Genomic DNA, 12,277 nt, shown 5'->3' on the forward strand with positions numbered 1-12,277 from the left:
TCAAAGACTTTCGTGTTTATCGAATCCCTGCTGTCTGTTTTCCCTGTAGGCGAAAGGCAAGGCCCGACTGACTCGTTTTGGTGCATCGGCCCTGTCGTTTTCCCTGTAAACAAAAAACAAAGGGTTCTTTTCTTCATGTGGGATCCGTTTCGTATTTTCCCTCCCCCTATGGGCAAAAAACGGGATAAAAAATTTCCCATTTCTTTCCGGACAGCTTTTCCCCACTGACAAAAAAACCGCCTGAACAGAATCTGTTCAGGCGGTTCTCTCATTTGAATGCCACCGTAAGGGAAACCCCTTCTACCATTCCCGGCCGGAACGGACTCCTGCCGCGCCGCCTCCCCACCAGCCAAAAGGCTCTGTTATAGTATGTGGTTGTTTCCTCTCCACAGCGCGGTGAAAAATAGAGCTTTTTTTCCAGTTTTTCCCTTGGCGGGAGCCGCGGTTAAGGCATTTTTTCTGTTATCCATTTGGAGTTTTCAGGAAAAAAAGCATCAACCATTTTCTATAACACAGCCAGTCAAAAAGTTTAGGGGGATGAGGGGAGGGGGTTCGGGGGAGGGGAGAAGGAGACCCTTTTCAAAGGGGCCCTTCTCCCCTCCACCCGGTTTTCCCATCTTCTCATCCCCCCAGCTTGCTTTCCTTGAACTCGTGCTGCGGCGCGCCGGGCGGCGGCGGGGCGTTCGGGGGAAGGGTAACGTCCTTCTGCCCGATCTTCACTTCAATGGTGGGCTCTTCGGGCGTATAGGGCGGCTTCTTCTGATCCACGTCCACGAACAGCCTGCAGCTCTGGCTCAGGCAGTCGTAGACGGCGAGGAGCTTGGGCACGAGGATGGACGCGCCGGGCTTCTCGATGAGCAGATAGTAATCGCGCATGTTGTTCTTGCCGATGAGCGGCTTGACCCGGCAAAGCAGCAGCCATTCGTTGAGGCCGTCGTCGTTCCAGTCCACCTGGGCAAGCAGCGTCACCGTCACGATGTCCGCGCCCTGTCCGAGCATGAAGCCGTAGGGCCGCATCTCCACCGTATCCCCCGCCGTGCGCGACAGGGCGAACGTCGGCGGCAGCAGCGCCGGATCGACTTTGAAGCGGAACGCCGGGGAAAGGCGCTGGAACAAATATTCCCCAAGCTGGGGCGGCAGTTCCGGGGCCGAAAAGACGGGAACGGCATAGGCCCCGTGCTCGTCGATGACGCCGTGGGCCTTGAGTACCGGAGCCAGCCGTTTCGCCATCGTGTTGAACTCATTTTCGGCCGTGACGTGCACCTGTTTGCCCGAACACCCGGCGGCAAGGCAGACGCACAGGCAGAAACAGGTTGTGAAAAAAAGACGCAGAGATAAGGGGAAGCGAGCCGACATGGAATCTCCCGGTTCATGGCTGTAAGGGTGGATGGACGTCTGCGTGATAGCCCTGCGGGGTGGGATTGTAAAGAGCGCAGGAACATGCGAGAATCATACTTCAGCGTGTTTTTCCCTCCCCGGAACTGTTTGTTTGAATAAACACGGCAAAGAGGGCCGGATAATGGGAAAACGCTCACAAAAAGACAAGTCCGTTGTTTCTTGAGGCCCGCCTCTTGAGGGAAGGCGGCCCTCTTTCCGGCGCGAACCCAGCCTTCGTGCCGGGGCAGTCCGGCACTGCGTCTGATTTCTATCCACTATGGACAAGCACAGCGCTTACTTTTTAAGGAGGGAGCATGGACAGTAGCGTAACGCCGACTTCGCCATCAGAGATGGCTATTCTCGTCGCCGGCCTGCTGATAATGCTGTTTGGGGTTTATAAAGTATACCGCGAGCGGGGCCGGCCCGGTCTGCTGATCCTCTGGGGCGGCCTTGTGGATTTGGGGCTTGCGCTCATGGGGCTTGGCCTTGGGCCGTCCGGCGACGTGGGCAGCATCATGATCATCATCTACCATGCCATTGCGCGCCTCGCGGCATGGATGGGGCTGTCCGGGCTCGTCTCCAACCCGTATTCCTGCGTCGCCAACGACATCCGCGGCGCGCTGCACCGCAACCCCGTGGGGGCCGTGCTGCTGGCGTTCGCGCTTGAGGCTTCGCTCGGCATCTCTCCGGCCATGACGCCGGAAGGCCAGCATCTCGTCCTGCACGCCATGGCCATGCACAGCATCGACGTGCCGCTCGGCGGCCCGGTTCTCGCCATCATCATGGCCTTGGGCTACACCGTGCTGCTGTGGCTTTCCGCCGAGGTCGTCCTCCAGGTGTGCTTCACCCGGCCCGACGAACCCATATGTACCGAAGTCCCCATCGGCGGCGGCAACTTCGCCCGCGCCCTGTTCGACAGGGAAACCGAGCTGCTCGGCGTCCCCACCGGGAGCTGGTGCCCCATCGTCCCCAACCGCTGGAGCAAGACCCCGGCTGCGATCAGCCTGTACGTCCTGCTTGCCCTGCTGGCGCTTTTGGGGATCGGGCGCTTCCTCGTGCAGGATTTCGGCGCGTGGATCGTCGGCATCGATCCCCATTCGCTGGTGGAACTCGAAGGCCCGTGGCATGCGACCCCGCTCCTGCTCTATGTGGGTTCCTTCCTCGTCCTCTGTCCCCGCATCATCAGGCCCGCTTACCGGGCCAAGTATACGTTCGCGCTGTTCCTCGCCGCGTTCATCCTCACTTACGCGAGCGACCTGCCGCCCCTGTCCCGCCTGTTCTCGCTGATCATATCGGGCATCGGCACGCTCGTCGCCTGCTATTCCACCAACTATATTGAGGAGGACGGGCGCAAGCACTGGTACTGGTTCTTCCTGCTCCTTACCTTCGGCGCGCTGCTCAACATCGTGACCACCGACAACATCGGCACGCTGGCCTCCCAGTGGGAAGTCATGACGTGGGCGTCCTTCGCGCTGGTGGCGTGGGAGCGCACTTCCAGAGCGCGCGACGCGGCCATCAAGTACGTGGTGCTGTGCTGCAGCGCGGCCTACCTCATGATCGTGGGCTTCTTCATGATCGGCGGGAACCATACGCAGTACGGCGAACTCGTCGCCAACCTGTCCGTCCATTCCGACGACGTGCTCAAGTTCGCCCTTGTGTTCACCCTGCTCGGCTTCGCGGCCAAGGCCGGCCTCGTGCCCCTGCACAGTTGGCTGCCCGACGCCCACCCCGCCGCGCCGTCGTCCGTGTCCGCGCCGCTCTCCGGCGTGCTCACCAAGATGGGCGTGTTCGGCGTGGTGACGGTCTACTTCGGGCTCATCGGCTACAAGGAGCTCGCCTCGACCGGAACCTACGGGGGCCTCACCGCCCCCGGCCTGATGGTCACGTTCATGGGCCTGTGCACCATGGCCTACGGCGAATGGATGGCCCTCAGGCAGGAAGACCTCAAGCGGATGCTCGCCTACTCCACCATGGGGCAGGTCGGCGAAATCTTCACCGTCCTCGGCCTCGGCACGTGGCTGGCGGCGGCGGGCGCGCTGTCCCATGTCCTGAACCACGCGATCATGAAGGACTTGCTCTTCCTCTGTGCTGGCGGTCTCATTTTCCGCGTGGGCAGCCGCAAGCTCTCCGATCTCGCGGGCCTCGTCCACGAAATGCCGTGGGCCGTGGGCTGTATGAGCATCGGCATCGTGTCCATCATGGGCCTGCCGCCGTTCAACGGCTTCGTGAGCAAATACCTCATGATCGTGGCCTGTATGGACGCCGGGCAACCGCTCATCGCGGCGGCGCTCATCGCGGCGAGCCTCGTGGGGGCGATCTACTACATGCGCATCCTGCGCACGATCCTGCTTGACCCCGCCCCGGCAGGACGCCGCCGCGTGCAGGGCGTCACCACGACCATGCGCGTGCCCATGATCATCCTCGCGGGCCTGTGCGTGATCCTCGGCGTGGCCCCGCAGACGGGCCTGTCCCTCGTCACCCCGGTCATCAACGAGCTTATGCCGCACCTCGGCACCGGCGCGGGCCATATGGCGGCGGCCCTGCCGTCGCTCGACGTGAGCTGGCCCGTGTATGTGATCCTGCCCATGATCGGCGCCATCGTGCCGATCTGGTTCCGCAGGGATCGCGTGAAGGCCGGATGGGGCGCCGCCGCCATCCTGCTCCTGACCACGCTGCACGTGCTCGCCTTCGGGCAGGATCTGGATACGCTGTCCTTCATCATGGCCCTGTTCATCCCCGCCGTCGGCACGGTGAACCTCGTGTACGCCGTGGGCTACATGGAGCACAGCCATACGCAGTGGCGCTTCTACGCCTTCTTCCTGCTCATGACGGGCGGACTGCTCGGCGTGGCGGCGAGTTCGGATCTGTTCAGCTTCTTCACTTTCTGGGAAATCATGAGCTCGTGGGCCCTGTATTTTGCCATCGCGCATGAGGGCACGCCCGAAGCGCTGCGGGAAGGCTTCAAGTATTTCCTGTTCAACGTGGCGGGCGCGGGCTTCCTGTTCCTCGGCATCGGGCTCATCGTGGCCTACACCGGTACCGGCGAGTTCGCGGGCGTGGCCAAGGGCTTCGCCTCCCTGCCCCCCGCCGTGGGCACCTCCATCATGATCCTGATGGCCGTCGGCTTCTGTATGAAGGCCGCGCAGGTCTCCCTGCGCATCGACTGGCAGATGCACCCGGCGCTGGCCCCCACGCCCGTGTCCGGCTACATCTCCTCCGTGCTGCTGAAGATCGCGGTCTTCGGCCTCGTGAAGCTGTTCCTCGTCTTCGGGAGCGTGTACGCGCAGTCCCCGGACACGGCGGGGCTCTTCTCGCAGCAGGCCGTCATGTACGCCGCGGCATGGATCGGCGCGTTCACGCTGCTGTACAGCGCCGTGCAGGCCATGCTCCAGAACAGCCTCAAGCTGGTGTTCATCTGGTCTACGGTAAGCCAGATCGGGTACATGGTGCTCGGCGTCGCCGTGGGCACGAGCCTCGGCATGGCGGGCGGCCTCCTGCACATGGCGAACCACGTGTTCTTCAAGGATCTGCTCTTCCTCATGGTGGGCGCGGTCATGCTGCGCACCCATGCGGATACGATCGCCGAGCTGGGCGGCGTGGGCCGCAAGATGCCCGTGACCATGTTCTGCTTCTTCATCGGGTCGCTGGCCGCCGTGGGCGTGCCGCCGACCAACGGCTTCACCTCCAAGTGGATCATCTATCAGGCGCTCATGGCGGAAGGCGAACCGCTCCTTGCGCTGATCTCGCTCATCGGCAGCGTGATCACGCTGGCGTACCTCGCCCGCTTCATGCACGCGGTCTTCCTCGGACAGCCGGGGCGCAACCTCGACCATATCGAAGAGGCCCCGTGGGTCATGCGCGCGCCCATGCTGCTCATGGCCTTCATGGTGATCCTGACCGGCGTGTTCCCCGGCCTGATGCTCGCGCCCCTCAATGCGGCGCTGGCGGAATACGGGATGCCGCCGCTTGACGTGGCCTTCTACGGCCTCGCCACCGGCCCCGGCGCGTGGGACGCCACGGCGGTCGCCGTGCTGATGCTCGTGGCCTTCGGCGGCTGCTGGCTGGCCCTGCGCTTCCTGCTCTCCCGCGTGAAGATCCGCGTCGCGCCCCCGCACGCCTGCGGCCACGACGCCTCTCAGGAAGCCTCGCGCATCCCGCCCGAAGCCATCTACCCGGCGCTGGTCAACCTGTGCACGGGCAACAAGCCCGGCAGCGCCGCATGCCCTCTGCCGGAACTGGCCCTGTCCCTCTGCCGGGCCCTGCGGCAGTCCCTCCGCATCAATAAGGAGCGTCCGTCATGCTAGACCTGCTTGTGGGCATTCTCCACCTTGTCGTCTTCCCCGGCGGCCTGTTCGCGCTGGCGCTGGGCCTGTTCCTCAAAGGGTGCGACCGCCGCGTCGAAGCCCGGCTCCAGCGCCGGGTGGGGCCGCCGCTGATCCAGCCCTTCCTCGATCTGATCAAGCTGAGCGCCAAGGAGGTCATCATCCCGGCCTCCGCCGTGCGCGGGGCGTTCCTCGCGGCCCCCGTGGTCGCGCTCGGCGGCATCGCCATGTGCGCGGCGCTGCTGCCCGTGCCCGGCGTAACCGACGGCCTGCCCAAGATGGGCGACCTGCTGGTCATCTTCTACCTGTTCCCCATCCCGGCGATGGCGATCATGCTGGCGGGCTCCTCGTCCGGCTCGCCCTACGGCGGCATCGGCTTCTCGCGCGAGATGATCATGATGCTTGCCTATGAGGTTCCGCTGCTTATGATCATGCTGACGGTCGCCATGAAGGTGGGCGGCGGCAGCGGGGCCGAATTTTCCCTGACCAGGATCATGGACTATCAGGCCGAACACGGCTCGTTCGGGCTCACCCCGGTCATGTGGCCCGCATTCCTCGCGTGGCTCATGTTCCTGCCCGCCACGCTCGGCGTGCCGCCCTTCGACCAGCCGGAAGCGGAAACCGAAATCCTCGAAGGCCCGCTCCTCGAATATTCGGGCGTGCTGCTGGCCTTCTTCCACATGGCCTCGGCCCTCAAGATGGTCGTGGCGCTGGCGCTTGGGGTGGTGCTGTTCTTCCCCGGCACGATCTCGGACATCCCCGCGGTCAATCTGGTCTGGTTCGTCGTCAAGTGCGTGCTGTTCATGCTGCTCACCCTGACCGCGGTGAAGTCCGCCACGGGGCGTCTGCGCATCGAACAGGCTCTGTCCTTTTTCTTCAAGTATCCCACCGGGCTGGCTTTCCTGAGCCTTGTCATGGTGTGGATCGGCTGCTGACGGGAGGCCGGTCATGAACCTCATCAAGAAACTCTCCGCCCGCTCGCCGTGGCTGTTCCGCATCAACGCGGGCTCCTGCAACGGGTGCGACGTGGAACTGGCCACCACGGCCTGCATCTCCCGCTACGACGTGGAGCGCCTCGGCTGCAAATACTGCGGGAGCCCCCGCCACGCGGACATCGTGCTCATCACCGGGCCGCTCACGGCACGGGTCAAGGATAAGGTCCTGCGCGTCTGGAACGAAATCCCCGAGCCCAAAGTGACCGTAGCCGTGGGCATCTGCCCCATCAGCGGCGGCGTGTTCCGCGAAGGCTACTCCATCGAGGGCCCCGTGGACCGCTACCTGCCCATCGACGTCAACGTGCCCGGCTGTCCGCCGCGCCCGCAGGCGATCATGGAAGGCGTGCTCGAAGCCGTCGCCATCTGGCGGGAAAGGATGGAGGGCTGATATGGAATTCCTCAAAATCCTTTGGGACAACCTCAAGAAGGGCCCGGTGACCGACGCCTTCCCCTTCGGGGAGACGTACACCCCGGATCGCCTGCGCGGGCGGGTCGAAGTCGACCCGGCGCTGTGCGTGGGCTGCGGCACGTGCGTCCACGTCTGCGCCGCCGGAGCCATCAACATCTCGAAATTCGAGGACGGCAGCGGCTTCGAGATCACGGTGTGGCGCAACTCCTGCTGCCTGTGCGCCCAGTGCCGCCACTACTGCCCGACCAAGGCCATCACCCTCACCAACGACTGGCACAGCGCCCACCGGGCCACGGAAAAATATACCCAGATCACCCGCGCCAAGGTCAAATACGACTACTGCGCCGTGTGCGGGGCCAAGATGCGCGTTCTGCCGCAGGAAGTGCTCAACCGCATCTACGCCAAGCATTCCGAAGTCGATGTGGACGTGATCTCGCACCTCTGCCCGAACTGCCGCCGCATCGACGTGGCGGTCGAGGAAGACCGCGCCTGTCATATCGACCAGCTCGAAAAGATGGCCGCCCGCGAAGAAGTCTGTCTCGTCCCGCCGCGAAAGCCCGAAAAGGCCCCGGCGGGCAAGAAAAGCGCAAAGGAAGCCCCCGCTCAGGCGGCTTCCGGCCCGGAAACCGCCGCACCCGCACAGGAAACGGCGGCACGGCCCAAGCCCGGCCCCGCGGCTTCCAAGACGGCGCCGGACGCCCAGACGCCTCCGGCTGGGCAGGCCGCTTCCGCAGCGGCCGAAACGCGGCCCGATGCGCCTTCCGGCGCGGAAAGCGCCGCTGAAAAACCGTCTCCGGCGGCGGGCAGCACCGCCGACTGAGCCGACGTACCGCTATGAAGCAAGGAGAAACTTGCATGAATACGACATGGTCAAGCCGTTCCATCAATCCTGAGCTCGTCAAGGGGCTGGTGGAGCTGGCTTCCGAAGAACGGCACAACTGGGACAGTTGGGGCAACGGCTTCGAGTGGGTGACGCTCACGGACGCCGGACAGCTCCCCGCCGCCGCCGCCCTGCTCGCCAAACACGAGGCGCGCCTGTGCACGGTCACCGCGCTGAACAAGCAGCTCGCCGATCCCGTCACCACGCTCGCCTACCACTTCGACGTGCACGGCTATACCGTGACGGTGACGGTTCCGCTGGACCCCGCCGAGAACAGCGTGCCCACCATCACCCCGTGGTTCCGCAACGCCGACTGGAACGAACGCGAGTTCGCGGAGCTGTTCGACGTGCACGTCGACGGCAACACCAACCCCAAGCGCCTCTTCCTCGATCCCGAAATCGACGAGGGCATCCTCAATGAGGTCATCCCGCTGACCATCATGATGAACGGGGCCTGCACCAAGGATATGTGGGAGCGCATCATGGAAGTGAACGCCGAGCCCGGCGAGGAAGTGGAAAAGGGGGTGCGCGAATGAGCCAGACCAGCAGTTTTTCCCTGCCCATCGGCCCGGTGCACATCGCCCTTGAGGAACCGGTTTACTTCCATCTCGACGTTGACGGCGAAACCGTCCGCAAGGTGGAGATCACTTCCGGGCATGTCCATCGCGGCATGGAAGGCATGGCGACGCAGCGCAATTTCTTCAAGAACACGACGCTGACCGAGCGCGTCTGCTCGCTCTGTTCCAACAGCCACTCGCTGACCTACTGCATGGCGGTCGAGAACGTGCTCGGCATGACCCCGCCGCCCCGCGCCCAGTACCTGCGCGTGCTGGCGGAGGAAACCAAGCGCGTGGCCTCGCACCTGTTCAACATCGCCATTTTCGCGCACAACGTGGGCTTCAAGTCCCTGTTCCTGCACATCATGGAAGTGCGCGAGAACATGCAGGACGTGAAGGAGACCATCTACGGCAACCGCATGAACCTTTCCGCGAACTGCATCGGCGGCGTGAAGTTCGACATGGACGACGGCCTGACCATGTACATGCTGGAACGGCTCGGCATCGTCGAAGAGGCGGTCAAGCGCGTGGAAAAGGTCTTCCGTACCGATCCCCTGATCGCCAAACGCTCGCGCGGCGTGGGCGTCCTGTCCCGCGAGGATGCGTGGGCGCTCGGCGTGGTCGGCCCCGTGGCGCGCGGTTCGGGCCTCGACATCGACGTGCGCAAGAACACGCCCTACCTCGTCTATCCCGATCTCTACTTTGACATCGTCAAAGAACAGGACGGCGACGTCTGGTCGCGCGCGATGGTGCGCGTGCGCGAGGTGTTCGAGTCCATCCGGCTCCTCCGCCAGTGCCTCGACAAGCTCCCCGAAGGCCCGCTGGCCGTGCACATGGAGCGCATCCCGGAAAGCGAATCCGTCGCCCGCTCGGAAGCCCCGCGCGGCGAGCTTATCTATTATCTTCAGACCAACGGGACCGACACCCCCGCCCGCCTCAAGTGGCGCGTGCCGTCCTACATGAACTGGGAGGCCCTCACCGTCATGATGAAGGACTGCCAGCTTGCCGACATCCCCGTCATCGTCAACAGCATCGACCCCTGCGTCAGTTGTACGGAGCGGTAGGGGGATGAAATGAAGATTGGGGAGGGGGAGGAGAACCCTTCTGGAGAAGGGCTTCTCCTCCCCCTCCCCAAACCCCACCCCCTCCTCTCCCAAGACTTTTGTAAGGGTCGGCGGATGGCGGGGTATTGAGAGAAGGTTCACCTTTGACGCGCGTCCCCCGGAGCGGCGTCGAAAGAAAGACGGTTTTGATGCGAAGGGGCTCCTGAGGAGCCGCCTCCCCACCAGTCAACGTTTTGCGGGTGGGGGTCCGGGGGAGGGAGCGTGCGGGTGTCCCCCGCTTTTGAAAAAAGCTCCCTCCCCCGGTGCCTCTTCACCAACCACCAAAAAATGCACGAAGCATCCATCGTTGCAGGCATGATGAACATCCTCGAAGACGAGGCCAAACGCCACAACGTGAGCAGGATCACGCGGGTGCGGCTTTCGGTGGGGCTGTTCACGGCGGTGGAGCCCAAAACGCTGGAAGCGTGCTTCGAGCTGTACGCGGAAGGCACGGCGGCGGAAGGGGCCGAACTGGACATCACGGCCGTCCCCGCCGAAGGGCGCTGCCTTGATTGCGGGCATGAATTTCCTATGGCCTCGCCGCGCTGCCGCTGCCCGGAATGCGGAAGCCTGCGGCTGGAAGGCAAAGGCGGCCGGGACTTCCTCATCACCGGCATCGACGCCTGCTGACAACCAAGACTGACTGCGAAAGTTCGCAAGGAATATGCCATGAGCCGTTACATGATCGAATCGGTCCCGGAAAAATGCAAGGCGTGCCGCCGCTGCGAAATCGCCTGCATCGCCGCCCACCACGGCCTGACCTTTAAGGAGGCCCTGAAAAAGCGCGACGAGCTCGTCGCCCGCGTCCATGTCGTCAAGAGCGGCTCGGTGAAGTCGCCCATCTCCTGCCGCCAGTGCGAAAACGCCCCCTGCGCCCGCATCTGCCCCACCGGGGCGCTCCAGCAGGACGGCGGCATCGTGACCATGAACGCCCAGATCTGTTCGGGCTGCCAGCTCTGCATCATGGCCTGTCCCTACGGCGCGATTTCGCTGGAATCCATCGGCCTGCCCTCCGCCACGTCGGAAACGATGGCCCAGAAAAGTATGCGTTCAGTGGCCGTGCGCTGCGACCTGTGCAAGGACTGGATGAAGCGCGAGGGCAAATCCGTGCCCGCCTGCGTCGAAGCCTGCCCCGTCCACGCCCGCAGCGTGGTGCAGATAGGCTGATCCCCGCGCAATCATTGATGGTGTAAGCGTGCCGGGGCGGGGCCTCGGCACGCTTTTATTCACCGGACATTTATGATACAGGGCACGGATTATGAGCGAATCCATCGGCATCATTGCAGGAAGCGGACAATTCCCGCGCCTCGTGGCGGAAGACGCCAAGGCCGCGGGCTACGGCGTTGTGGCCTGCGCCTTCCACGGCTTCACCGATCCCGGCCTTGAAGCGCTGGCCGACGCGTACACGACCGTCTATCTGGGGCAGTTCGACAAGGTAATTGATTACTTCCGAAAGCACGGCGTCCGAAAGCTGTGCATGGCCGGGGCGATCAACAAGCCCCGCGCGCTGGATCTGCGCCCGGACTTCCGGGCGGCCCGCATCCTCTTCTCGCTCAGGGGCAAAGGCGACGACGCGCTGCTTCGCGCCATCATGGAAGATCTGGAAAAGGAAGGCTTCACGCTCATTCAGGCGGCGGAGCTCTCCGCCTCCCTGCTCTGTCCCGAAGGCGTCCTGACCCGGCGCGGCCCCTCGGCCGAGGAGATTGCGGAAATCGACTACGGCTGGCCCATCGCCGAGGCGCTCGGCCGCTTTGACATCGGCCAGTGCATCGTGGTCAAGCAGGGGATGGTGGTAGCCGTGGAATGTCTTGAAGGCACGGACGCCGCCCTGCGGCGCGGCGGCGAACTGCGCGGCGAAGGCTGCGTGGCGATCAAACGCTTCAAGCCCAAGCAGGACGAGCGCGCGGATCTGCCGTCCATCGGGCTGCAAACCGTCCGCCTCCTCATTGAACAAAACTACCGCTGCCTCGCCGTGGACGCGGGCAAAACGCTCTTTTTCGACAGGGCCGAAGCGCTGGCCCTTGCCGACAAACATAACTTCTGCATCGTCGCGCTGACCGAAGACTCGTTCGGGAAGCTGCGCCTTCAGGCGAAAGCCGACTAGACACACGAAACCCGAGAGGAAACCAAGTATGGGCAAGGCCGACCGTTATCAGAAACTGTACCCCGTCACATGGGATCAACTCCACCGCGACGCGAAAGCCCTGGCATGGCGCCTTTTGGAGCAGGGGCCGTTCAAGGGCATCATCGGCGTCGCGCGCGGCGGGCTTGTCCCGGCCGCCATCGTAGCCCGTGAGCTGAACATCCGTCTGGTCGACACCCTGTGCATCTGTACCTATCAGGGCCGCGAGCAGACCGGCGGCGAGGAAATCCTCAAAGCCATCGAAGGCGACGGCGACGGCTGGCTCGTCATCGACGACCTCGTGGATACCGGAAACACCGCCACCATTATCCGCAACATGCTCCCCAAGGCCCATTTCGCCACCCTGTACTCCAAGCCCGCCGGAAAGCCCCTCGTGGAAACCTTCATTACCGAAGTCAGCCAAGATACGTGGATCCTTTTCCCGTGGGACTCCGAAGTGCAGTACACCGCCCCGCTGGTGGAACAGAACTAGGCGTTAAGACGGGAAGCCC

Annotated in this window: 12 protein-coding genes; 11 read left to right on the forward strand and 1 reads right to left on the reverse strand. The window is 63.7% G+C overall.

Going from position 1 to position 12,277, the window contains the following annotated elements:
* A partial coding sequence (locus ACZM8Y_RS10900) for a hypothetical protein (protein WP_489501729.1) occupies nucleotides 1–228 on the forward strand: 228 nt, incomplete at its 5' end.
* Nucleotides 229–621: 393 nt separating this feature from the next.
* On the opposite strand, the gene ACZM8Y_RS10905 is transcribed toward ACZM8Y_RS10900, so the two are convergent.
* Nucleotides 622–1,356: a motor neuron and pancreas homeobox protein 1 gene (locus ACZM8Y_RS10905; protein ID WP_337432255.1), complete on the reverse strand. Its 735-nt coding sequence runs from the start codon at nucleotides 1,354–1,356 to the stop codon at nucleotides 622–624.
* A gap of 335 nt (nucleotides 1,357–1,691) precedes the next feature.
* Between ACZM8Y_RS10905 and ACZM8Y_RS10910 the strand changes: the two genes are divergently transcribed.
* From ACZM8Y_RS10910 to gpt, 10 genes are all read left to right on the forward strand, one after another.
* The gene (locus ACZM8Y_RS10910) at nucleotides 1,692–5,681 is read left to right on the forward strand and encodes a complex I subunit 5 family protein (RefSeq protein WP_482333038.1); all 3,990 of its coding nucleotides are present in this window, start codon (nucleotides 1,692–1,694) and stop codon (nucleotides 5,679–5,681) included.
* The gene (locus tag ACZM8Y_RS10915) at nucleotides 5,675–6,634 is read left to right on the forward strand and encodes a respiratory chain complex I subunit 1 family protein (RefSeq protein ID WP_482333040.1); all 960 of its coding nucleotides are present in this window, start codon (nucleotides 5,675–5,677) and stop codon (nucleotides 6,632–6,634) included. The genes ACZM8Y_RS10910 and ACZM8Y_RS10915 overlap by 7 nt, the downstream gene beginning before the upstream one ends.
* 13 nt (nucleotides 6,635–6,647) lie before the next feature.
* Complete coding sequence (locus tag ACZM8Y_RS10920) at nucleotides 6,648–7,082, forward strand: NADH-quinone oxidoreductase subunit B family protein (RefSeq protein ID WP_302552519.1); 435 nt, start codon at nucleotides 6,648–6,650, stop codon at nucleotides 7,080–7,082.
* A gap of 1 nt (nucleotide 7,083) precedes the next feature.
* Complete coding sequence (locus ACZM8Y_RS10925) at nucleotides 7,084–7,923, forward strand: 4Fe-4S dicluster domain-containing protein (protein ID WP_308770393.1); 840 nt, start codon at nucleotides 7,084–7,086, stop codon at nucleotides 7,921–7,923.
* 35 nt (nucleotides 7,924–7,958) lie between these two features.
* The gene (locus ACZM8Y_RS10930; RefSeq protein ID WP_302552521.1) at nucleotides 7,959–8,519 is read left to right on the forward strand and encodes an NADH-quinone oxidoreductase subunit C; all 561 of its coding nucleotides are present in this window, start codon (nucleotides 7,959–7,961) and stop codon (nucleotides 8,517–8,519) included.
* On the forward strand, nucleotides 8,516–9,604 hold the full coding sequence (locus ACZM8Y_RS10935; protein ID WP_302552522.1) for a hydrogenase large subunit: 1,089 nt from the start codon (nucleotides 8,516–8,518) through the stop codon (nucleotides 9,602–9,604). The genes ACZM8Y_RS10930 and ACZM8Y_RS10935 overlap by 4 nt, the downstream gene beginning before the upstream one ends.
* Before the next feature lie 327 nt (nucleotides 9,605–9,931).
* Nucleotides 9,932–10,273 carry a hydrogenase maturation nickel metallochaperone HypA gene (gene hypA, locus ACZM8Y_RS10940; RefSeq protein ID WP_302552523.1) on the forward strand — a complete coding sequence of 114 codons (342 nt, stop codon included), beginning with the start codon at nucleotides 9,932–9,934 and terminating at the stop codon, nucleotides 10,271–10,273.
* Between the two features lie 39 nt (nucleotides 10,274–10,312).
* Complete coding sequence (locus ACZM8Y_RS10945) at nucleotides 10,313–10,810, forward strand: 4Fe-4S dicluster domain-containing protein (protein ID WP_302552524.1); 498 nt, start codon at nucleotides 10,313–10,315, stop codon at nucleotides 10,808–10,810.
* 91 nt (nucleotides 10,811–10,901) lie between these two features.
* The gene (locus ACZM8Y_RS10950) at nucleotides 10,902–11,747 is read left to right on the forward strand and encodes an LpxI family protein (RefSeq protein ID WP_302552525.1); all 846 of its coding nucleotides are present in this window, start codon (nucleotides 10,902–10,904) and stop codon (nucleotides 11,745–11,747) included.
* Between the two features lie 28 nt (nucleotides 11,748–11,775).
* Nucleotides 11,776–12,258, forward strand: a complete 483-nt coding sequence (gene gpt / locus ACZM8Y_RS10955; RefSeq protein WP_302552526.1) for a xanthine phosphoribosyltransferase — start codon at nucleotides 11,776–11,778, stop codon at nucleotides 12,256–12,258.
* The last annotated feature ends 19 nt before the right edge of the window (nucleotides 12,259–12,277 follow it).

The sequence above is a fragment of the Bilophila sp. genome (assembly GCF_057864385.1).

Bases quoted from the DNA above. Each gene is read 5' to 3' on its own strand.
- ACZM8Y_RS10905 (WP_337432255.1), bottom strand. From the start codon at position 1,356: ATGTCGGCTCGCTTCCCCTTATCTCTGCGTCTTTTTTTCACAACCTGT.
- ACZM8Y_RS10910 (WP_482333038.1), top strand. From the start codon at position 1,692: ATGGACAGTAGCGTAACGCCGACTTCGCCATCAGAGATGGCTATTCTC.
- ACZM8Y_RS10915 (WP_482333040.1), top strand. From the start codon at position 5,675: ATGCTAGACCTGCTTGTGGGCATTCTCCACCTTGTCGTCTTCCCCGGC.
- ACZM8Y_RS10920 (WP_302552519.1), top strand. From the start codon at position 6,648: ATGAACCTCATCAAGAAACTCTCCGCCCGCTCGCCGTGGCTGTTCCGC.
- ACZM8Y_RS10925 (WP_308770393.1), top strand. From the start codon at position 7,084: ATGGAATTCCTCAAAATCCTTTGGGACAACCTCAAGAAGGGCCCGGTG.
- ACZM8Y_RS10930 (WP_302552521.1), top strand. From the start codon at position 7,959: ATGAATACGACATGGTCAAGCCGTTCCATCAATCCTGAGCTCGTCAAG.
- ACZM8Y_RS10935 (WP_302552522.1), top strand. From the start codon at position 8,516: ATGAGCCAGACCAGCAGTTTTTCCCTGCCCATCGGCCCGGTGCACATC.
- hypA (WP_302552523.1), top strand. From the start codon at position 9,932: ATGCACGAAGCATCCATCGTTGCAGGCATGATGAACATCCTCGAAGAC.
- ACZM8Y_RS10945 (WP_302552524.1), top strand. From the start codon at position 10,313: ATGAGCCGTTACATGATCGAATCGGTCCCGGAAAAATGCAAGGCGTGC.
- ACZM8Y_RS10950 (WP_302552525.1), top strand. From the start codon at position 10,902: ATGAGCGAATCCATCGGCATCATTGCAGGAAGCGGACAATTCCCGCGC.
- gpt (WP_302552526.1), top strand. From the start codon at position 11,776: ATGGGCAAGGCCGACCGTTATCAGAAACTGTACCCCGTCACATGGGAT.